Source organism: bacterium (genome assembly GCA_041649255.1).
In the GTDB taxonomy this organism is placed as follows: Bacteria; Hydrothermota; UBA3073; order JACQXS01; family JAQTXJ01; genus JAQTXJ01.
Genome location: JBAZNK010000022.1, coordinates 1 through 21,100 on the forward strand (window position 1 = coordinate 1; position 21,100 = coordinate 21,100).

Sequence of the window (21,100 nt, forward strand, 5' to 3'; positions counted from 1 at the left end):
AATACAGATATAAAAAAGATTTAGATTATCGCAGACAATAGAAATTATCCCCGCAAAGAGCATTATAGGAACCCCTTGAAGCTTTAACAATTACTTACAAGCCCTTATGTTAATTAGGAAAAAGATTGTGGAGCGTAGCGACATCCCGCCTCGGCTGGATTGTCCGGAATCTTTTACTGAAGGGATTCCTCCAAATAAAATCGAATTTCTTGACAAACCCCCTTAATAATCTTAATTTTTTCATAAATTATGGGATTAATGCTTTTATTTATTAACACGGTTTCTACTTCTCTCACTAGACCTCCCTTCGGACATAATATGGGTTACAATAGAGCAACTCCCTTTGAATTAAAAATGATGTTGGGAAAATCTATTTCTTTCCATGACCCTCAATGCATTGCCGCATGCAAATTAGACGCTTCCGATAATCCTAAAACCGAAGATGATGATGACGAACTTACCGTGTATTGCACAAACTCTTGGGCTGATCAAATAGTATATAATGTCGCTCTGAAGAAAGTGAAAACTTACGGCAAACTCGGTCTTGGAATTGGTGAGTTTTGGAATCCTATGGGAATAACGGCAAATACGCAGGGAGACCTTTATGTCGCGGATTTAGGCAATAACCGTATAGTAAGACTAAAAGACGATATAGATTCTTTGCGATGGATAACGACAATAGGACACTTTGGCACAAATAAAGGCGAATTTGACCGCCCTTACGATGTGGCAATCGATTCTTATAAAAGAATATGGGTCACGGATAAAGGTAACAACAGAATACAAATATTCAACGATAGCAGCCAATTCGTAAAAGAAATAACGGGATTGATTCTCCCTACCGGCATTGCCGTTGTAGATGAAGAAGAACCATGGGCGCGCCATAAAAATAATTTTTTTGTAGTTATTGATGGTAACGGAAGAAGAATACAAAAATTTGACCTTGACGGAAAACTATTGGCAAAAGCAGAATTCCAGCTTCTTAAGCTTGACAGCGCTTATTTCAAGTCCGTAGCAATTGATTATATCGGAAATATCTGGGTAACCGATAAAACAAACCGTTGTGTCCATAAATTTGACAGATTTTTGAGATACCTTGATAAAGTTGAACTGCAAGATGCCCCAAGAGGAATTGGAATCTGGAGACGATACGGACAGGTTTTTATAGTAAGCCGTGAAGCTATTGATTACTACTGGATTGGAGTTGATGGATACATAGAAGGGTGCTATCCTAAAATCTTTGACAGCAAGGAAAAAGGCGTAACTATATCAATCTACATAACAGACCCGGCAATAGTAACTTCTAAAATATACGACTCGCATAATAAACCTGTAAGAGACTTCATAAGTGATTATACGGAAGAAGCCTTTGAAAACAATATAGTATGGGATGGTAAAGATAATTCAGGCAACCCGGTAAAACCCGGCGAATATAAAATTGAAATGATACTTGAACCTACTTATTCTTCACGTGGATTTTTTAAGAAAATACTTCAAACATCCATAACCGCTAAGTAATATTCCATCTTTCATAATAATCAAAATATTCCCTCTTTTTGTAGGGGCAGACCGATGTGTCTGCCCGAATTCTTTTGTAGGATATGCGTTCCCTACCTGTTTGAGAGCCTCTCCTTTATTTTTTAATTCTAAACTTTCTATTTTTCTTTCGTCTTTCTTGTATGGAGTTTACCCTGAGCTGCCTGTCCAGAGTTTACCCCGCTGAGGCGGGGCAGGAGGATCGAAGGGTGGTAATCTTTCTGTTTATTCTCTGCGAACTCAGTTATTTTCTCTGTGAACTCTATGTTTTTTAATCTTCGTTTTGTTCCCTGTGTTATTTTTCCCTCTGTGTTCTCTGTGGTTAAATTGTCTGCTCTTGCCCCCCAACTTTTCCTCTTTTAACAAAAACTTGTTGACTTTAAAAATAGGTAGTTTATTAAGTAACACTAAATGTTTATTATTATTGGATTTCTTGTCGCTTATAACTTAAATCTTGCACGGGTTAAATACGAAGGCGGCGACTGGTATAATGACCCGTCATCATTGAAGAATCTGGCTGCGGGACTGAACGCCCGAACTACCATTAACACAAATCCCGAAGAAACGGTCGTATCTTTAATGGATAAGACAATATTTGATTATCCGTTTTTGTTCCTTACGGGACACGGAAATATAAAATTATCAAATTTAGAAATAGAAAACTTAAAGACATACCTTATCAATGGTGGATTTCTTTATGTAGACGATGATTACGGGATAGACTCAAGTTTCAGGCAGGAAATCGAAAAAGCATTCCCATCTCTTGAATTTGAAGAATTGGCTTATTCGCACCCGGTTTATCATTCTTTTTATGATTTTACTTATTTACCCAAAATTCATAAACATAATGGAAAAACACCTAAATGTTACGGGATGTTTTACCAGGGGAAACTTGTTATATTATATACTTATGAAACAAACATTTCGGACGGTTGGGCAGATGAATCCGTTCATAAAGACCCCGAGATAAAAAGAGAAGAGGCTTTCAAGTTCGGAATAAATATACTAGTTTATGCAATGACTCAATGATTTTTATATGAATTAACAAATATGAAAAAAGAAAAAATGGAACATCCTACCGCAGCGGCGATAGATTTTAAAAATATATTGCCTGAAATACCAACAGCTATATTAAATAATATCTCCGAACAATTACTAAGAAAATGGGAAGAGGAAAAACGAATAACTTTATTGTTTCCCGAACAACAACTCGAGAAATACCCGACTGCTTTCTTTTTTGGCGTTTTAGCCCTGGATTGGGCAGGTTTAGGCGAAGCCACCGCAGGAGCTATTACGGATATGGACTGGAATATAGAAATTTCCTGGGGGACAGCACTTACATATAAAGAAGAAAAACTCGCAATAATGATATACGGAATTAGCGTAAAAGATTTTAACCAGCTTCAAATATATTTAAATCAGGAAGAAGAACTACGAAGCAAATTGTATAAATTATGTTATAGAGGTTGGCGTAAACGTTTATTAATTACACAAGGCAGCAAAAAAGTAGAAAAATTTGAAGAAGTAATGGAATTGCTTAAAGAGTGGGATAAACTTACCACTGATTTGGCAGGCGCAGTAACCAAATTTTTTAATTCAAGAGAAGAACAATACTTATCCGAACGGAGCTCCGAACATCTTGCATCCGTTATCTTGACGGATCATGAATTTGTCCAGGAAGTCAAAAAATCCGGGGGAAAACCACAAATAGAAGTAACTCATTATCTTGTCGGCAAAGAAAAAATTACCGGAATAACTATCGTGACTTTTGACAGGGATTTTTCTCTGGCTTTGGCACTTGAAGCAATAAAAAGCGTAGTGATTAACTACAGCATAAAATATAACAAAGAATATGTTACTTCCGATGGGATAGTGGTTTATAGAATAGAAGTAATGGGGCATCAACCGATAAAATCTCTTGAGAATATCATATCAAACAGGATAATCAGCAAAAAATTTACTGCCCTGAAAACAATAGAATCTTATGGCGGATTTGAGCATTACGCTAAAGCAATTATCCCTCAATTAATAAAAGAATATACTGCTACAAAAATACCTCAAATCTATCTCTCACCGGTTTTTGTGTCGCCGGAATTTGTTCAATTTAAACTTATAATCGTAAAAGACCCTTCTTCAAAAGAGGCAATAAATAAATATATCGCAACGCTGGAACAACACAAAACAATTACAATTGTAGCTCACGGCACTCCCGGTATTTACCGCAATCTTGAAATAAACGTTTTTGACCTTAGGGTTGTAAAAGGGACGGAAAATACTTATGCCATGATTAAAGAAAGTCTTTCCGCCATACTTCCTAAATTCAGGGATTTTGATGAAGGATTAAGAAAAGTAGACACGCAAAAGCTAGAAGCTATTAAACAAAAATTAAGAGGAACCCAAAGGGGATATTTAAGAGAATTTTATTATGCAATAGAAGATTTTTATAGAGTAAGCGCTCCTGTGGCTGAAATTACTAAACTTATAGAAATAGGAACAAGATTAGCAAAGACACCGGGCATAGAAATAGTTAAAATAAATGAAAATTGTCTTCTTGTTGGCATAGCCTCTAAAACAAAAATACTTGCGCAAGCGCTGGAAATATTAAAAGATTATAAAGTTGTAGCCAGTAAAGTGCAGATAGAAGAATTTGAAATCTTATTGCTTAAAGTAGAAAAACAATTGTTCCCCATAACGGAAAAAGAAATAACTTCCATTGAAAAAGCATTAAAAACTTTATCTGTGTAATTTGAAAATTGACAAAAGATTTATTTAGCCTATATATTAAAATTATGTTCTTTAACGCCCATGTAGATAAGCATCTGGCGCAAAGCGACATCCCGATGAGGCGGGACCGCCTTGGCGGGAAGGTCGCCGGAATGTATTATATGTATATATTAAAAGACACAAAAGAACGTTATTATATTGGTTCTACAGATAACTTGCAGAGACGATTATATGAACACAACAGTGGAAAAACAAAATTATTGAAATATAAAACACCTGTAGACTTAGTATATTATGAAACTTTTAATACACGCAGTGAAGCATGCAGAAGAGAAATTCTTGTCAAAAAGTATAAAGGTGTTAATGCATTTAAAAAGTTGATAAATAACGCCCATGTAGCTCAGGTGGCAGAGCACTTCCTTGGTAAGGACGAGGTCGCCGGTCCGAGTCCGGCCATGGGCTAATACTTAAACGCTTAAAACATTTTTGTAGGGGCTTGATAAATCAAGCCCTTTTTTTATGTAGGTAGGCTATTTGAAAAAATTAGTGGTTTGTTTTTATTCATCAAAATGCGCCTGAGAGGACTTGAACCTCCACACACGGCTTCGGAGGCCGTTACTCTATCCAATTGAGCTACAGGCGCATATTTTTAATTTCCAAATAACTTATCCAACGCTGAAGGCAACTGAAAAAAATTCTCTATCGTTGCATCCGGTTCAACAAATTTTTCCCCTTTATAATCAATGGGCGGTTTTAAATAAATCGCTTTCATTCCGGCATTTTGGGCTCCGAAAACATCATCTATCATCCTATCCCCTATATGAACGGCTTCCGAAGGACTTACTTTTAATTCCGATAATAACTTATTAAATATTTCCGGCGCCGGTTTTCCTAATCCAAAATAACAAGAAAATATTATTGAATCAAAATATTTAGCTATGTCGAATTTCTCTAATAGCTTCTCCTCCGTATCTCCATGTTCGGTATTTGACAATAATCCGATTTTAATCTTCTTTGCTTTTAAACTATCAAATATTTCTATGGTTCCCGGTTGTACCTTTAAATCCATTGACTCTATCGACCCCGAATAAACTTCCACAAGCTTCTTTTTTAATTCCCCAAAGATTGTTTCTTTATTATCTATTTTAAGCTTACTCAAAATTAATCCTACCGTCTCTTCTGTGTTAAACTCTTTGTTTGTTTTGGAACGGATATCGTCCAGTTCTTTCCTCGAATCTTTTATAACGGATTGTATATTTTTTTCCTCTAATTCATAACCATACCCGGATAGAATAGCTTGAAAATCCTTTGCTCTTATATGTCTCATTTTAACAAGACTTTCCTTGTCAAAACATATAAGTGTGGACCAGCAATCGAAGCTAACTAGTTTTAACATCACTTGTTAAGAACTTTCTTTACATACATTGCTCTGCGGTTATCTAATTCCGTGGAACTATTCGTATCCCCTGAAATCGTTTTAATATGGGCGGGTTTCACATACAATAATAATTCATTTATTGTTTTCAAATCCACATCTTTAATAATTTTCATATTAATCCCAAGCCTTACCGCAGAAGAAAGATTTATAAATTCTTCCAACGACAAGAGATTGGCATTTTTAAGTATTCCATACGCCCGCAAAATTTTATCTTCTACCTGTAATCTTGCCGTCTTAAACAATATGCCTCTTGCCTCTTTTTCGTACTCTATGACTTCCAGAACTGTTTTTTCAAGACTTTCTATTATTTCTTCTTCTTTTCTCCCAAGCGTAGCAAGGTTGGAAATTTCAAAGAAATTTCCTTCCGTTTTTAATCCTCCACCGCAACCCGTTTTCACGGCAAAACCAAGCTGGCTTAACTTATCCAATACTTTTCTAAGCTTCTCCGAGTGCACAAGTCCCGGCAAATGTAAACATATGGATGCTCTGAGCGCCGTCCCGATATTCGTTGGAGAAGCAGTAAGATAACCAAACTGTGAGGAAAAAGAATAAGGGAGCAAATCCGCAATAAAGTTGTCTACTTTATTTATTTCTTTGTATGCAAGTCCCAGATTTAACCCCGATATTATGTGCTGAATTTTAATATGGTCTTCGTCGTTGATTACTACAGAAAAACTCTCTTTGTCCCATAATCCCAGACCTTTACCTTCCATATTTTTTAGAAATTCGGGACCTGCAATATGCCGTTCTATCAATCTCTCCCTATCCAGAGGGGATAATTTAGCCAGCAAAAAAGTCGGATACTGGAATCTGTCGGCTATAAAGTTGAAAATTTTTGTCTTTTCTGATGGAGTTGCTCTATCGGGGAACTTGAATTGCTGCAAATTTCTTGTTAATTTTATTTTTGACGAAAGAACAAAATCCGAATAATCACCGGCCGCGTTTGTCCATACGGGAGGCACAAACATCAACTCGTTATCCCTTTTCATTCTATATCCAATTTTTTAATTTCGTCTCTTATGAGAGCCGCTTTTTCGTAGTTCTCTTTTGCTATGGATTCTTTAAGTTGTTCCTTGAAAATAGTATGTAACATTTTAATTTCCGAATCCGATTTTTTAGGCAAAGACGTTTTTGAGGTTTTCATCTTTTTACCAATGTGTTCTATACTGCCGTGAATGTGCCTCAATAAAGGGATTAAGATCGCCGCAAAATCAATATAACAATTTGGGCACCCTAACCTGGAAGTCTCACGAAAATCATCTATGGTCAATCCGCACTTGGTGCATTTAATATTGTCTACCTCTGGGGTATGCGGGATTAAAGGCAATAATTCCTTTAATTTTATACCTTCCGGAGATATAAGCCCTCTCTTGACTGCGCAAGTTTCGCATAAATGGAGGTCGGTCTTGGTGTTGTTTATGACAACCGCCCAATGTATAACGGCAACTTCCTTATGACATAAATCGCAAAGCATTGTATATTTTTATATTAAGAATTTGAAAATGTAAAGTATAAAAATTATATTTGTCTTAATTTGCCGGAATCTAATGTAAACACTCTTGTTCCTAATTTTGCAATCGCTTCTTTATGAGTAGAAATTACGAAAGTTACCTGGTGTTCACGGTTGAGTTTGGCAAATAATTTATGCAGTTCTTCGCTTGTTTCCGTATCAAGATTTCCCGTTGGTTCATCCGCGAGAACGATGCTGGGAGTGTTTACCAGCGCTCTTGCTACACCTACTCTTTGTCTTTCTCCTCCGGATAGTTTTGCGGGGATACGCGCCTCTTTTCCCTCAAGCCCGACATTTTTAAGCAGCTCCAGATAAAACGATTCTTTTTGTATAGTATTTCCGAGCATTGATGCCAATTTCAAATTCTCAATGACGGTAAACTCAGGCAATAACTGGTGAAACTGAAACACAAAACCTATTTTTTGGTTTCTTATTTTTGACAGTTCCGTATCCGTATGCGCAAAAATATCAATCCCGTCAAGCAAAACTTTTCCTGCACTCGGCTTATCAATCCCACCGAGAATGTTTATTAAAGTCGTTTTGCCCGAACCCGACGGTCCCATAATCACAATCATCTCGGCAGTTGCTACCTCGAGGTTTAGCTCTTTCAAGACTTCTACTTCTTTTCCTTCTTTATAGTTTTTGGAAATATTTATTGCGCTTAGAATTTCATTCATATCTTATGGCTTCGGCGGGTAAAAGTTTTGCCGCCCTTGTTGCCGGGTAAAGTGATGTGATAAATGATATAAAAATCGCCCCGAAACTAACGATAATAAAATCCATAAATCTCATATAAACGGGAAGTGTATCCACTCCATAAACACCGGGCGGAAGATCAATAAATTTATATTTGCTAAGTAAATATGAAACTACGAATCCAATTATAACGCCTATTATCGTTCCAGTTGTTCCGATTAAAACGCCCTCTAACATAAAAGTCCTTTTTATCATTCCTGCGCTTGCGCCCATAGCTCTTAAGACTCCAATTTCCCTTGTCTTCTGTATAATAAGCATTATCAGAGTCACGCAAATACCAAAACACGCCACTATGGTAATCAATAAAAGCAATATAAACATTGCCGTTTTTTCTAATTTTAATGCGGCGAATAGATTCGTATTCATTTCTATCCAGTGAGTAGCATAATAAGGGAACCCTATTCCCGTATTGATTCTTTTGGCTATCTCGGGAGCTTTATATATGTTATTGATTTCAATTTCTAGACCCGTTATCTGGTCTCCGATTTCAAAAAACTTCTGTGTTTCTTCTAACGGCATATAAGCAAGAGCAGAATTATATTCGTATAATCCGCCCTCAAATATTCCCGAAACTACATACCGTTTTGTTTTTATTCTGGAGCTGTTTGCCGCTATACTAAACAAAGTAACGCTGTCTCCTACTGTTACCGACAACGAAGCCGCAAGAATACTTCCCAGAATTAAACCGTCTCTTCCGCCTGTTAGACCCGGGATTTTTTCCGTTTTATCTATCCCTCTAATCATAGCCCCTTCTTGCTCATCCGCGTTTTTCAGTATTCCTTTTTCCGATATGAAAGGCTCAACGGTTTTTATTCCTTCCATCCTTTTTATTTTGGATATTATTGCTTTGTATCCCGGGATTAATTCGTGGTGAAACCTCATCACTACTACGTGTGGAGTCGAAGTAAGTATCCTGTCTTTTAAGCTTTTATGAAAACCATTTTCTACCGCCATTACTATAAGCATAGCGCCTACGCCAAGAGCCACCCCGCCAATTGAAATAACGGATACCATTTTTCTGAATGCGCCGCCCGACCGCGTAATATGGCGTCGCGCAATAAAAAATTCAGTTTTCATGTTTAATTTCTTAATCTTTTATTTTTCATGCCTGTCCGCCGTAGGCGGATGTAATCTTGTGTTAATCTTGTGCAAATCTCGTGGTTATATTCTTTAATCTTTGCTTTTTTCGTTAAGGTTGTTTTGTGGCACATCTCCCTTATCCGTCTTCATATGCGGGAACAACAACACATCTTTTATGGAATGCGAATTCGTAAAAAACATCGTTATCCTGTCTATTCCCAATCCTAACCCGCCTGTCGGGGGCATCCCGTAACTCATCGCTTCTATGAAATCTTCATCCGTGGGCTGGGCTTCAAAATCCCCTTTCTCCCTGAAACCACTTTGCGCAGTAAATCTTTTCAACTGTTCTAACGGGTCATTCAACTCGGAAAATGCGTTCCCTATTTCTATTCCCGCAATAAACGGTTCAAACCGTTCAACTAACGTTGGGTCTGCCCTATGTTCTTTTGCGAGCGGAGAAATATCTTTCGGATAATCAATTATAAAAGTCGGGTTTATAAGTTTCGGTTCAACGAACTCATCAAAAAAAGCTTCCAGTAATTTGCCTCGATGATAGTCTTTGGAAATGGTTATTCCTTTTTCCGTTGCCAGTTTGGCAAGTTCTTCCTTGGTACTGTTTTTCAAATCAAACCCCGAGTATTCTTTAATCGCATCAAAGAAAGCTATCTTTTTCCAGGGGAGACTAAAATTTATAACCTGTCCCTGATATTCTATTTCTTTGCCTTCGGATAATGTCTTGAATAACTCTTCAACCAAATTCATCATATCGTTATAATCGGCGTAAGCCTGGTATAGTTCTAATTGAGTGAATTCCGGGTTATGCGACCTGTCCATACCTTCGTTCCGGAAATCTTTTCCGAATTCATATACTTTATCGAATCCGCCTATGACAAGACGTTTCAGGTAAAGCTCATCGGAAATTCTTAAATACACTTCCTGCCCGAGCGCGTTATAAACCGTTTTAAAAGGCTCTGCGAAACCGCCTCCGTATACGGGTTGGAGGACAGGAGTTTCGACTTCAACGAATCCTTTTTTGTTTAAAAACTCGCGAATATTATACATTAATTTAGCTCTCGTATGGAAGACCTCTTTAACTTCGTGGTTCATAATAAGATCTAAATGTCGTTTGCGGTAGCGCATTTCTATGTCCTGGATACCGTGCCATTTTTCGGGAAGCGGATGCAAAGACTTTGCAAGAAAAGAAAAATCGCTGACGACTATGGTTATTTCTTTGGTATGTGTTTCGAATATCTGTCCCGTTACGCCGATGAAATCGCCTATGTCGAGAAGTTGGAGTAATTCGTATTTTTCGCCCAACGTATCCGCTTTGAAGTATATTTGGATTTTTCCTGTTCCGTCAAGGATGTTTCCGAAGCTTGATTTTCCGTGTCCGCGAATCGCCATAAGTCTGCCGGCGGATGTTACTACTGTTCCCTGGGCTATAAGTCCCGCGGGGTCTTTTCTGATATCGGCGACGGTATGACTTATTTCAAATTTGTAAGGATAAGGATTTATGTTTCGCGCTCTTAAGTCCTCAAGTTTCTTAATCCTTACCAGTTCTTGTTCTGTGTTAAACATGTTGCTAATCTATACTCTATTTGCCTTACTGTCAAGGTAAAAATCTGACAGTGTAGAACATAGATAGAAACAAAAAAATAAAAAAAATTATTTTTGGGGGGCGATTTTATATCCCAATTCTTCAGCTCTTTTGTAAGCTTCCAATGCTTCTTTGTGTTTGCCAATCTTATCAAGCGCCAAACCTTTGTTATGCCAAGCTTTTACAAAATTAGGGTTTATACTTATCGTTTTTTCATATGCTTCTATCGCTTCCTTATATTGGCCGACAGTATAAAGTATCCAACCTTTGTTATTCCATGCGTCTACAAAATTAGGTTTTATGTCTATTGCTTTATCAGATATTTTCAATGCTTCCTCATACTGTCCAATATTATAAAGCGCCCAACCTTTAGTACACAAGGCATCTGCATCATCAGAATTTATACTTAGTGCTTTATTGCATGCTTTTATCGCATCTTTATGTCGGTTAAGGTTACCAAGTACCCAACCTTTGATGCCCCATACATATTCATTGCTAGAATCTATGCGTATCGCTTTATTACAACATTCCAATGCTTCCCTATATCCGCCGAGATTACCGAGAACCCATGCTTTGTTGCACCATGCAACTGCAGAATTAGGGTTTAAAATTGTTGCTTTATCATACGCTTCCAATGCTTCTTCATACTTGCCGAGATTGCCAAGCGTCCATCCCTTGTCATACCATTCACTTGCCCTCTTATGCCGAACTGTTGTAATTCCTATAAAACAAACTATAATTATTGAAAAAAGGATTACCAGAATCCTCCATAACTCTACCTTTATAACCTGTTTCCATGGGATTTCTATTTCAGCCTTGGGCCATATTTTGTCAATATCTTCAGCATCCAGAAGGATTAATATCGCTTTTCTTAACCTTGGTTTTATTATTCCTTTTTTTAGTGCTTCTGATATTTTTTGGGTTGCTTCATTGTATTTTTCTAAGTTAAAAAAACAAGCTATTACACCTGCCCACGATTTTAAGTTCTTATAATCAATTTCCAATGCCTTTTGGTAGCATTCCGCAGCTTTTTCCCAGTATTCAGTAAAATAGTAAGCAAGAGCTTTGAGATAGTATAACCCCGAATCCTCTCCTTTATTTTCTATAAACATTTCCAGTTCTACCGTTATATCATTAAGTAAATCTTCTTGCCCTATTCCTTCCGGAGCATCAAGTATCCGGTATACATGGGTTTCATATTCTCTCAGGAAAAATCTTCTATTATATTTTGTCCACTTGAAAGTATTTAACAATTTTATAAATTGTTCTCTGTTTTCTTTTGTCCATCCTAATTCTTTCTGGTTTGTATATAAGTTTATTATCTGCCCTTTTGACATCGTTTGTAACGGAATATAATTTTTTCTGCGAAGCAATCCTACGATTAATAAAGTTAACCCTTTAATAAAAAAACCTATAGATAAAATTAAAGACGCAAACCAAATAATTCCGAGAGGTATATTAGAATCAAAAAGGGTTTTATAGGAAAGAGAAAGAAACACAAGAAGAAGACATGCGCCTATTATTCCAAATTGCAATGCTGATTTATAGAGTTCCTTTTTGGTCATACTTCTTACGTCATCTTTTGGACCAGTTGCATCAAACAATAGTGACAAAAATCGGTTTTGCATGTTTTTCGTATAAAGAAAGCGTAATAAAAAAATTGCTGCGATAAATACCATATATAAAGTAACTATTTTTTGCATAATGATTTTAATTTTGTAAACGGTTTTGTTTTATTTGCTCTTCTCCATTTCCACATTCAAACTAAAATCTATTGCTTTTGCGGAATGGGTAATTGCGCCGACGGAAATATAATCCACTCCCGTTTTTGCTATATCGTAAACATTCTCAAGGTTTACTCCACCCGAAGCTTCGAGCTCTATTTTCGGGTTTACCTTCCGCGCTAATTTTACGGCTTCTCTCATCCCTTTGACATCCATATTGTCCAACATTATCCTGTCTATTTTTGAACCTAACGCAATCTTTAATTCACTTAAATTTTTTACTTCAATTTCCGTTTTTAATCTTGTGCCTTGTATCTTGCATCTTGTATCTTGCATCTTGCATCTTGTATCTTGTATCTTGTAAATCGCTTTCCCTATTCCTCCCGATGCTTCTATATGGTTATCCTTTATCAAAATCATATCCCACAATCCTTTCCTGTGGTTTTTCCCGCCGCCGCATTTGACTGCATATTTCGATAATTCCCTTAAGCCGGGCAAAGTTTTACGTGTATCAAGAATTTTAACTTTCGTAGGTTTTACTTTTTCAACAAACTTATTTGTCAGACTCGCAATCCCCGATAATATGCTTAAAAAGTTTAACGCAGTCCGTTCACCCTGAAGTATTGAACACAGTTTCCCCTCTATTTTACAAACGTCTTCGCCTTTTTTGAATTTTGTTCCCTCGGATACGAACTGTTTATATTTTATGTTTTTGTCTATTGTTTTGAATATTTTTTCAACTACAATTCCGCCTGCCATTACTCCGTTTTCTTTTGCGGTTATGACTGCTTTCCCTTTAATGTTTGGGGATACGGTTAGTTTTGTCGTGACGTCCCCGCTTCCCAAATCTTCCTGAAGAGCTATTTTTATCATCGGGTTTAAGTTCATCTTTTAACCTCCTTATTCTGTCTCTTATTTTTGCGGCATCTTCAAATCTCCACTCTTCCGCCGCAAGTTTCATTTCCCTGCCCAACTTTTTTACGAGTTCTATTTTATCAATTTTTGGCAAATATTTTTCTTCTTCGTCTCTTACTTCTTCGGGTTTTCCTTCCGGCGCTATGGATGTCGTTCCCATTATTTCTTCACGTGTTTTGTATATCGTCGTCGGAGTTATGTTATGTTTTTCATTATAAATTATCTGCATTTTTCTTCTGCGGTTTGTTTCTTTTATGGTCTTTCTCATTGAATCCGTCATATTGTCCGCATACATTATTACTTCCCCGCTCAAGTGTCTTGCCGTTCTTCCCGAGGTTTGTATGAGAGAAGAAAACGACCTCAAAAAGCCTTCCCTGTCCGCATCCAGTATTATCACGAGCGAGACTTCCGGCAAGTCCAATCCCTCGCGAAGCAGGTTAATCCCAACAAGGCAATCGAATTCTTCCAGACGCAATCCCCTTAAAATTTCTACTCTTTCGATGGCGCCAAGTTCCGAATGCATCCATCTTACTTTGATTTGCGCCTGCGTTAAGTAGTCGGCAAGGTCTTCCGCCATTCGTTTTGTAAGCGTAGTAATAAGCGTTCTCTCGTGTTTTTTTGCGCGCGCTTTTACGAGTTTAATAATGTCGTCTATCTGGTTTTCGGTCTTTTTTACGGTTATCGGCGGGTCAATCAGTCCCGTAGGCCTGACGATTTGTTCCACGATTTGGGCTGAGTTCTGGCGTTCGAAATCCGCAGGCGTAGCGGATGTAAATATTACCGACTTTATAAGTTTTTCGAATTCGGCAAGTCTTAACGGCCTGTTGTCAAGAGCGGACGGCAAACGGAATCCGTATTCCACAAGCGTTTCTTTTCGTGAACGGTCACCGTTATACATTCCTCTTATTTGAGGCATCGTAACGTGAGACTCATCTATTATCATTAGAAATTCTTCCGGGAAATAATCAAGCAAACAAAACGGACGTTCTCCTTCTTTTCTGTTAGCCAGCCAGCGTGAATAATTTTCTATACCCGCGCAGTACCCCGCTTCGCGCATCATCTCCATATCAAATCTTGTTCGGGTTTCGAGACGCTGGGCTTCAAGAAGTTTATTTTGGGAACGAAAATATTTTAGCCTGTCGTCTAATTCTTTTTGTATATTTTGCATTGCTTTATCAATGGTAGACTGGGGCGCAACGAAATGTTTTGCAGGATAGATATGCGCCCACTCAAGTTCTTTTACCGAATCAAAAGTAGTCGGGTGGATTTCGCGAATTCTTGTTACGGTATTGCCTTCCAGTTCGATTCTTATGCCGTACTCGCTGTATGCGGGATGAAGTTCAATGACGCCTCCCCTGACTCGAAACGTTCCCGATGAGAAATCAACATCGTTTCGAGAGTAGTGGATATCGGTTAATTGGGCTATTAGTTCCTGCCGTTCGAAAACATCGCCTAACTTTATTCGTACCATCATTTCGCGATACGTCTCGGGAGAGCCGAGTCCGTATATACAGGAGACCGAGGATACGATAACCGTGTCTTTTCGTTCAAGAAGAGAAGACGTTGCCTTGAGTCTCAGGCGTTCAATTTCTTCATTTATGGAAGCGTCTTTTTCGATATAAGTATCGGTAACCGGAAGGTAAGCTTCGGGCTGGTAATAATCGTAATAAGAAATAAAATATTCAACGGCATTTTCGGGAAAGAAGCTTTTGAACTCGCCGTAAAGTTGTGCGGCAAGGGTTTTGTTGTGGGAGATAACGAGTGTAGGAAGTTGGATGGTCTGGATTACGTTTGCGATACTAAAAGTTTTTCCCGAGCCCGTAACGCCGAGAAGAGTCTGGAATTTATCTCCTCTTTTAACGCCTTTTATTAGTTTGGCTATCGCCTGGGGCTGGTCTCCGGCAGGTTTGTATTTCGAAACAAGTTTAAATTCCATAAATAGTTACTTCCCTTATGTCTTTTTCACCGCAGAGTCGCAGAGTTCGCAGAGAACAGCACTCCAACTATAAAGACTCATCTTTATATAATTAACATCCTTCTGTTCTTTGCGTGAGGATTTTCCGTTCTTCTATCTGTGGTTTTCCGTTCTCCGTTCATCTTTTTTCTGTTACTCTTTTATCCGTAAATTTTTTTATTCAGTGTATTTCTGTGTCATTCTGTGGCTATAAGTTTTGCACTCTTTATTTTTTCTGTTAATTTTTTCAATCCCCAATCTAAATTCTAAAATTCAGCATTTCTATTACTTTCTTCAATCCTTCTTCTGCAGTTTGTTTTCTTATTTTTTCGCGATTACCCTTGAAGAGGTATTTATAGGATGTTGTTTTTTTGCCAATACAAATTCCGATATAAACAAGCCCGACGGGTTTATCTTTAGTTCCGCCGCCGGGACCGGCGATTCCCGTTGTGGAAATTCCTATATCGGAGCCCGTGATTTTAGTTATTCCGTTTGCGAGTTCGACGGAAGTTTCTTTGCTGACTGCGCCGTATTTAAGTAGGGTGCTGTGTTTTACGCCGATGAGTTTTTCTTTTAGTTCGTTGGAGTAAGCCACTACACCGCCGAGAAAATATTCCGAACTTCCAGCGGTATCCGTGATTATTTTCTGGATAAGTCCACCGGAGCAGGACTCAACAACGGAGATGGTTAGTTTTTTTTCTTTTAGTATTCGGGCGAGTTCTTTTGAAAGATTCATTATGTAATTGTATACCTGAAAGTCTCGTAGCTGTCAATTTGTTTTTGGCGGATTAGAAAGAAAGACAGAAGAACGGATAATATTCACCGCGAAGACGCAGAGTACGCAAAGAAGAAAAAAATAGAAAGCAGAAAAACGAAAAGTCTAACCATCCCGCCAAAGCGGGATAAACTCCGCACACAGAGAGACAAAACAGAGGGCGCAGAGAACAGAAAAACAAAGCTTACCACGAAATACACAAAAAACAGAAAAACGAATAGAAAACAGAAAGTTGGAGGGTTAAAAAACACCAGGGGACAGACAAAAAAGAGAGAATTTTAACCGCAGATAAACACGAATGGACGCAGATTAAAACAGATTACATTTCAAGATTTCTTTTGTTTTTCAAGTGCTCTAATATGTTTGCCCTCGTCTATTTTTAAGCGTTCTAAAATGTTTTTTGCTTTTTCTGCACGGTTTGAATTGGGATATTTAGCAAGTATTTTTTGTAAATACTTTTTTGCTTCGTCTGTTTTTCCCGCTCCTTCAAAAGACCCCGTAAGATACGAAACAATAGATGGATTGTATTCTGCAAGTTCCAGATAATTTTCTGATAATTTCTTCCATTCAATAGGTCCCTGAGTCTCTGCCCATTCCGAAAGATTTTCCGAGAAATTTTTCGTGGTACAAATCCTGTATTGAGCATAAGGAGCGTAAACACTTCTGGGATAAGTATCTACTAATTTATGGAAATATTCCCTTGCTTTTATTATGTTTGTGTCCGTTTGGGAGGGCTTTTCTCTCATAAAGCATGTAATGGAATATTTACAAGCATTCTCAAAAAGTTCAAAAGCTTGTTTTTCTTCTCCTGTTGGTTGTTTTATTTCAAACTTTGCCGGTTCGGAAATAATTTCTTTAATATCGGGACAGCTTGATGCCGGGGGGATTTCTATAATGTAGCTGTCTTCTTTTAATAGTTTCGATAGAGGATACTCTGATAAACCTCTGTTTAAATCATAATATCTTACCCTAGAATCCCCTGGGTTAAAAGTTGTAGTAGGGATAGGGCCAATCTGACCCGGCATTGCTGTAACACAACTAAATTCCTTGCCCTTGGAATTTAAAAAGTGAAAGATTCCCATCAATTCGGAGGAATATACTTTAACTTCTTTCGGAACTTTAGTATTATTCTTTAGTATAAATTTTACCCATACCGATTCCCCTAATAAAAACACTTTTTTCGTAGGAATAATTTTTAAAAGAAGTCCTTCTTTGTCAGAAGCAGAACAAAATTGTATCATACAAACTATTGAAACAAATATAGAAACCACTGTTCTATTCATATATCTTTTCCTTTTCCTCTGTGTTCTCTTTTGTTTCCTCTGTGCCCTCTATCGTTTTAATTTGTTTTCTGTTAACCCTATCACTTTCTTTACTCTGTGTACTCTGTGGTTGATTTTTTGTATTCTGTTCTTTGCGATCTCTGCGTCTCTGCGGTGAAAACTGTTTTCACTCTACTTTACATACCTCAAGCCATACCTAACGGCAGGCAAGCTGGAAGCTTGCGTTACTTCTTATTCAGTTTGTTTATTATATTGGTTGTGGAGTAGTCGGGGACCTGAGGGACTATGACTACACACCCGCCTTCTTTTTCTACGACTTCATGTCCGACAACGGCATCCGGTTTGTAGTCTCCACCCTTTACAATGATACTTGGTTTCAAAGTTTCTATTACTTTTTGAGGTGTGGATTCGGAAAATATAACTACGTAATCCACATACCTTATTGCGCATAAAATCAAAGCGCGCGCAGATTCGGAAAGAATCGGACGCTCCGGACCTTTGAGCCCGCGAACAGAACTATCGCTGTTCAAGCCGACAATTAATATGTCCCCGAGTTCTTTGGCGACACGCAAACATTCTATGTGGCCGGGATGCAGAAGGTCAAAACAGCCATTAGTAAAAACGACTCTTGCGCCGGTAGATTTTGCTTTCTCTGTTATAGATTTTGCTTTTTCAAGATTAACAAGTTCGCCCATCTTAATTTAAGAATTTAATCGTAATGTGAATTCTGTCAATAAAGTTTTTGAAAGAGGGGAAAAAAGTAGATAGTATGAAGTAGGTAGTATATAGGGAACAGAAAAAAAGAGAACAAAAAACAAAGCTTACCACGAAAGCACAAATAAAATAAGGAAGAAAGGCACGAAAAGAAACAGAGAATTTCACAAAACAAAAAGTCGCAGAGAACGCAGAGAGCAAATACCCCAACTGAGCTGGATAAGTTGGTTTAATGCTCCTACGGCGCAAAGTCCAACTAAAAAAACAGACAAAAAAAAAGAAAATTTAACCGCGGATAAACACAGATGAGCGCAGATACAAAAAAAAGAAAAACGAACCAAAAACAGAAAGAATTTCAGCCACGCCTGCCTACCGGTAGACAGGGATTTTCACGGATTAAAACATAGAATGGACAATAAATAGTTGTGTGGAAAATTTTAGCTCTCCCTACTCTCTGCGTGCTCTGCGACTCTGCGGTGAAAGACTTTTTTTGTTTTTGGACTGTATTATTATTTTATTACTATACTATGAATAATTTTATCTTCACTCTAATTAATAAAAACACTTTTTACACCAATTTATCGGCGGGATGGATTTTTTTATTTTTCTCCGGAAAGCACATATTTCGGGATTATTCCATATTTCCCCGAAAGAGGATTTTCCTATATTTCCCAGCGAATAAACTTCCGAAAAAGGAATGACACAACAGGGAGTAACTTCGCCCTCCCACGTTATCTGCGGATACTCCCACGGCGCAGAACAGAAAAATCCTTTCCTGTCGCCAAAATTAAATACCGTTTCAGGATTCTGTATAAGACTCTCTTTAATAAATAACTTCCTCGTTTCTATGTATTTTTTTGCTTCAACCAGTTGATTGTAAATTCCTTCCAGAGATGTTTTTGACTTATCTATGTAAGCGCCTTCCGGGGAAATCGGAAGCGGAAACCTTAATGTTCCTATGAAATCAACTCCAAGAGATACCGTAAGTTTTACGAAGTCTAAAATCTCTTTTTTGTTTTCCTCAAGGATTACAAAATTTACCCCGACTAATGGCGTTTTTGAATGCATTTTTTCTCGTGCGTTAATTAGTATACGAATGCCTTCAAGTATTTGATTAAAACTGTCTTTTCCTCTTGTTTTCACATAAGTTTCAGGCGTCGCGGCATCAAGCGAAATGCATATTTTATCAATACGTAAACCAATAATCTTTTGCGCGGATGTTTCATTTAATAAAGTTCCGTTTGTCGTTAAAGTAATGGTAGAAAACCTGTGCCGTTTTCTTGCGTATTCCACAAAATCAAAGAATTCGGGATGAAGCATAGATTCGCCGGTTCCGTATAATCCTATTGATACGGGAGATTTAAACTCTGAAATAATCTTTTCGAAAACGTCTTTTTTCATATAGCCTAATTGTTGTTTTGTTAAATGTCTGTAACAGTGTTTACACGAAAGGTTGCAAATATTGGTTAATTCTATCTGGATAATATTCGGCCGGCTTTTCACAAATATCGGTCTGTTCCTCGCATCTCGTTTGTTAAGCATCCATCTGTACATAACTTCCGGATAAAGGAATATTTTCATCCCGTGTGTTTTATAATAACGGGAAAACAAGTTTAAATTATTTGACATTGTTTAATGAGCCTATAATTGAAAATAATCTTAAAATAGCTTTAGAACGATGCGTAAAGACTTTGCGTAATAGTTTGCCGGGATTAGAAAATTGTATAAGGTGTGACCTGATTGCGAATCGAATAGTATCGTCGGGAGTAAAATTCTTTGTTTTTATAAGACTTCCGCTAAGTCCAAGAAACGTTTTTGCAAGTTCTTCGGGAGTCGGGTCATGTTCAAAATATCCTTTTTCTTTGCAAATTTCATATAATTTCGTCCCCACAAAAGGAGTAGCGATTGAGGGCGTTACCGCCCTGACACAATTTTTCTTCCATAAAAGCCTCTGGAATTCTATGGTCTTTTTGCGGGTTTGTTCGTTTTCCCCGGGCATCCCAACCATAAACAAAACCGTAAGCGGCATATCAATCTCTTCACATAATTCTGCAAATCTTACAACATCTTCCAGATGTAAATTCTTCTTCATAACCTTATTCAAAAATTCCTGGTCTCCCGATTCCGCGCCGATTGTAATATGTTGGCATCCCGCTTTTTTCATTTTCAAGAGCAGTTCCTTTGAAACCCTTTCTGCTCTCATCAACACATCCCATTGGAAATCCAGTTTCTCTTCAATAATTCTGTCCGTAAGATTTGAAACCCGTTCCAGATTAAGCGCAAAATTATCGTCCAGAAAAGGTATGTGTTTTATGTTGTATTTATGAATAAGAAGTTTTATATGTTCTATCAGGTAATCAACGGAATGGGCTCTCCATTTTTTCCCGGAGTTTAGTTGGGATGCGCAAAAAGTGCATTGGTATGGACACCCCCTGCTGGTAAGCATATACATATTGGGAAAGTTTTTCAAATCTGCAAGTTCATAGGCAGGGAATGGAATGGTATCGAGGTCGGAAATAAAATCCCGCGGGGGAGTGAGGATTATTTCATTGTCCTGCCTGAAACATATTCCGTTAATATTTTTAAGGGCTTCCGAATCCCGTTTACTACTGATGTGTTTTATGAGTTCAACTATAGTTTTTTCGCCTTCGCCTATAACCCCAATATCAAAACAATTGTATTGTTTTAATGTTTCGATAGGCTGCCCGGTTATATGTACTCCGCCTAAAATTACGGGAACGTTTGGAAGAACCTTTTTGGCTATCCGCGCCACACTTACTGCCTCGGGCAGGTTCTGACTGTACATACAGGTTATCCCGATAACGTCGGGGTTGAAGTCTTTTATTTTTTTTGCCAATTTTGGTGCAGGGATAGTCGTTCTTATGAACTCCCTGTCTCTTGCCGTATGCATATCTTTATCCGCAATGCAGTTAATTATTTTAATGTTGGTAAAACCTTCTTTTTGAAGAACGGCTCCAAGATAAAGCAGGGGGATAGAAGCAAGGGGTTCGGGTCTGAATTGTTTGCCTACGCCCTTAATAAAGGAATACATCCCGGGTTGTATTAAACATATTTTAAAATCTTTAGAAGCCAT

The 21,100-nt window shown here is 37.8% G+C and carries 17 protein-coding genes, 2 tRNA genes and 1 pseudogene; 5 read left to right on the plus strand and 15 right to left on the minus strand.

Annotated features, from left to right (window positions below):
- Window positions 1-249 precede the first annotated feature (249 nt).
- From WC614_12440 to WC614_12460, 5 genes and pseudogenes are all read left to right on the plus strand, one after another.
- The gene (locus tag WC614_12440) at window positions 250-1,518 is read left to right on the plus strand and encodes a FlgD immunoglobulin-like domain containing protein (protein MFA5033811.1); all 1,269 of its coding nucleotides are present in this window, start codon (window positions 250-252) and stop codon (window positions 1,516-1,518) included.
- Window positions 1,519-1,947: 429 nt separating this feature from the next.
- On the plus strand, window positions 1,948-2,565 hold the full coding sequence (locus tag WC614_12445; protein MFA5033812.1) for a DUF4159 domain-containing protein: 618 nt from the start codon (window positions 1,948-1,950) through the stop codon (window positions 2,563-2,565).
- Window positions 2,566-2,586: 21 nt separating this feature from the next.
- Complete coding sequence (locus tag WC614_12450; protein MFA5033813.1) at window positions 2,587-4,281, plus strand: hypothetical protein; 1,695 nt, start codon at window positions 2,587-2,589, stop codon at window positions 4,279-4,281.
- A 140-nt stretch (window positions 4,282-4,421) separates the two neighbouring features.
- Window positions 4,422-4,601 (plus strand): annotated as a pseudogene (locus WC614_12455) (GIY-YIG nuclease family protein).
- Window positions 4,602-4,649: 48 nt separating this feature from the next.
- Window positions 4,650-4,722: transfer RNA gene (locus WC614_12460), tRNA-Thr, on the plus strand.
- Window positions 4,723-4,830: 108 nt separating this feature from the next.
- Here WC614_12460 and WC614_12465 read toward each other — a convergent pair.
- From WC614_12465 to WC614_12535, 15 genes are all read right to left on the minus strand, one after another.
- Window positions 4,831-4,903 (minus strand) — tRNA-Arg (locus WC614_12465).
- Between the two features lie 6 nt (window positions 4,904-4,909).
- The gene (locus WC614_12470; protein ID MFA5033814.1) at window positions 4,910-5,656 is read right to left on the minus strand and encodes an HAD family hydrolase; all 747 of its coding nucleotides are present in this window, start codon (window positions 5,654-5,656) and stop codon (window positions 4,910-4,912) included.
- The gene (locus tag WC614_12475; protein MFA5033815.1) at window positions 5,656-6,687 is read right to left on the minus strand and encodes a hypothetical protein; all 1,032 of its coding nucleotides are present in this window, start codon (window positions 6,685-6,687) and stop codon (window positions 5,656-5,658) included. Before WC614_12475 ends, WC614_12470 begins: the two co-directional genes overlap by 1 nt.
- Window positions 6,684-7,172, minus strand: a complete 489-nt coding sequence (locus tag WC614_12480; protein MFA5033816.1) for a UvrB/UvrC motif-containing protein — start codon at window positions 7,170-7,172, stop codon at window positions 6,684-6,686. The genes WC614_12475 and WC614_12480 overlap by 4 nt, the downstream gene beginning before the upstream one ends.
- Window positions 7,173-7,216: 44 nt before the next feature.
- Complete coding sequence (locus WC614_12485) at window positions 7,217-7,885, minus strand: ABC transporter ATP-binding protein (GenBank protein MFA5033817.1); 669 nt, start codon at window positions 7,883-7,885, stop codon at window positions 7,217-7,219.
- Window positions 7,878-9,041 (minus strand): ABC transporter permease, encoded by a 1,164-nt coding sequence (locus WC614_12490; GenBank protein ID MFA5033818.1) that lies wholly within the window; start codon window positions 9,039-9,041, stop codon window positions 7,878-7,880. Before WC614_12490 ends, WC614_12485 begins: the two co-directional genes overlap by 8 nt.
- Before the next feature lie 93 nt (window positions 9,042-9,134).
- Window positions 9,135-10,622, minus strand: a complete 1,488-nt coding sequence (lysS, locus tag WC614_12495; protein ID MFA5033819.1) for a lysine--tRNA ligase — start codon at window positions 10,620-10,622, stop codon at window positions 9,135-9,137.
- Between the two features lie 87 nt (window positions 10,623-10,709).
- On the minus strand, window positions 10,710-12,344 hold the full coding sequence (locus WC614_12500; protein ID MFA5033820.1) for a tetratricopeptide repeat protein: 1,635 nt from the start codon (window positions 12,342-12,344) through the stop codon (window positions 10,710-10,712).
- A gap of 30 nt (window positions 12,345-12,374) precedes the next feature.
- Entirely contained in the window at window positions 12,375-13,253 is an 879-nt protein-coding gene (nadC, locus tag WC614_12505; GenBank protein ID MFA5033821.1) for a carboxylating nicotinate-nucleotide diphosphorylase, read from the minus strand.
- A complete protein-coding gene (gene uvrB / locus WC614_12510) occupies window positions 13,162-15,216 on the minus strand; it encodes an excinuclease ABC subunit UvrB (GenBank protein MFA5033822.1) in 2,055 nt (684 codons plus the stop codon). The genes nadC and uvrB overlap by 92 nt, the downstream gene beginning before the upstream one ends.
- Window positions 15,217-15,493: 277 nt before the next feature.
- Window positions 15,494-15,970 (minus strand): CinA family protein, encoded by a 477-nt coding sequence (locus WC614_12515; GenBank protein MFA5033823.1) that lies wholly within the window; start codon window positions 15,968-15,970, stop codon window positions 15,494-15,496.
- Between the two features lie 365 nt (window positions 15,971-16,335).
- Window positions 16,336-17,292 (minus strand): tetratricopeptide repeat protein, encoded by a 957-nt coding sequence (locus tag WC614_12520; GenBank protein ID MFA5033824.1) that lies wholly within the window; start codon window positions 17,290-17,292, stop codon window positions 16,336-16,338.
- 224 nt (window positions 17,293-17,516) lie between these two features.
- Window positions 17,517-17,987 carry a D-glycero-beta-D-manno-heptose 1-phosphate adenylyltransferase gene (rfaE2, locus tag WC614_12525; protein MFA5033825.1) on the minus strand — a complete coding sequence of 157 codons (471 nt, stop codon included), beginning with the start codon at window positions 17,985-17,987 and terminating at the stop codon, window positions 17,517-17,519.
- A 571-nt stretch (window positions 17,988-18,558) separates the two neighbouring features.
- Complete coding sequence (locus WC614_12530; protein ID MFA5033826.1) at window positions 18,559-19,635, minus strand: radical SAM protein; 1,077 nt, start codon at window positions 19,633-19,635, stop codon at window positions 18,559-18,561.
- Window positions 19,625-21,100 carry a radical SAM protein gene (locus WC614_12535; GenBank protein MFA5033827.1) on the minus strand — a complete coding sequence of 492 codons (1,476 nt, stop codon included), beginning with the start codon at window positions 21,098-21,100 and terminating at the stop codon, window positions 19,625-19,627. Before WC614_12535 ends, WC614_12530 begins: the two co-directional genes overlap by 11 nt.

What these genes read in the sequence shown, in the direction of transcription:
- WC614_12440 (MFA5033811.1), top strand. Translation starts at nt 250, where the DNA reads ATGGGATTAATGCTTTTATTTATTAACACGGTTTCTACTTCTCTCACT.
- WC614_12445 (MFA5033812.1), top strand. Translation starts at nt 1,948, where the DNA reads ATGTTTATTATTATTGGATTTCTTGTCGCTTATAACTTAAATCTTGCA.
- WC614_12450 (MFA5033813.1), top strand. Translation starts at nt 2,587, where the DNA reads ATGAAAAAAGAAAAAATGGAACATCCTACCGCAGCGGCGATAGATTTT.
- WC614_12470 (MFA5033814.1), bottom strand. Translation starts at nt 5,656, where the DNA reads ATGTTAAAACTAGTTAGCTTCGATTGCTGGTCCACACTTATATGTTTT.
- WC614_12475 (MFA5033815.1), bottom strand. Translation starts at nt 6,687, where the DNA reads ATGAAAAGGGATAACGAGTTGATGTTTGTGCCTCCCGTATGGACAAAC.
- WC614_12480 (MFA5033816.1), bottom strand. Translation starts at nt 7,172, where the DNA reads ATGCTTTGCGATTTATGTCATAAGGAAGTTGCCGTTATACATTGGGCG.
- WC614_12485 (MFA5033817.1), bottom strand. Translation starts at nt 7,885, where the DNA reads ATGAATGAAATTCTAAGCGCAATAAATATTTCCAAAAACTATAAAGAA.
- WC614_12490 (MFA5033818.1), bottom strand. Translation starts at nt 9,041, where the DNA reads ATGAAAACTGAATTTTTTATTGCGCGACGCCATATTACGCGGTCGGGC.
- lysS (MFA5033819.1), bottom strand. Translation starts at nt 10,622, where the DNA reads ATGTTTAACACAGAACAAGAACTGGTAAGGATTAAGAAACTTGAGGAC.
- WC614_12500 (MFA5033820.1), bottom strand. Translation starts at nt 12,344, where the DNA reads ATGCAAAAAATAGTTACTTTATATATGGTATTTATCGCAGCAATTTTT.
- nadC (MFA5033821.1), bottom strand. Translation starts at nt 13,253, where the DNA reads ATGAACTTAAACCCGATGATAAAAATAGCTCTTCAGGAAGATTTGGGA.
- uvrB (MFA5033822.1), bottom strand. Translation starts at nt 15,216, where the DNA reads ATGGAATTTAAACTTGTTTCGAAATACAAACCTGCCGGAGACCAGCCC.
- WC614_12515 (MFA5033823.1), bottom strand. Translation starts at nt 15,970, where the DNA reads ATGAATCTTTCAAAAGAACTCGCCCGAATACTAAAAGAAAAAAAACTA.
- WC614_12520 (MFA5033824.1), bottom strand. Translation starts at nt 17,292, where the DNA reads ATGAATAGAACAGTGGTTTCTATATTTGTTTCAATAGTTTGTATGATA.
- rfaE2 (MFA5033825.1), bottom strand. Translation starts at nt 17,987, where the DNA reads ATGGGCGAACTTGTTAATCTTGAAAAAGCAAAATCTATAACAGAGAAA.
- WC614_12530 (MFA5033826.1), bottom strand. Translation starts at nt 19,635, where the DNA reads ATGTCAAATAATTTAAACTTGTTTTCCCGTTATTATAAAACACACGGG.
- WC614_12535 (MFA5033827.1), bottom strand. Translation starts at nt 21,100, where the DNA reads ATGGCTTCTAAAGATTTTAAAATATGTTTAATACAACCCGGGATGTAT.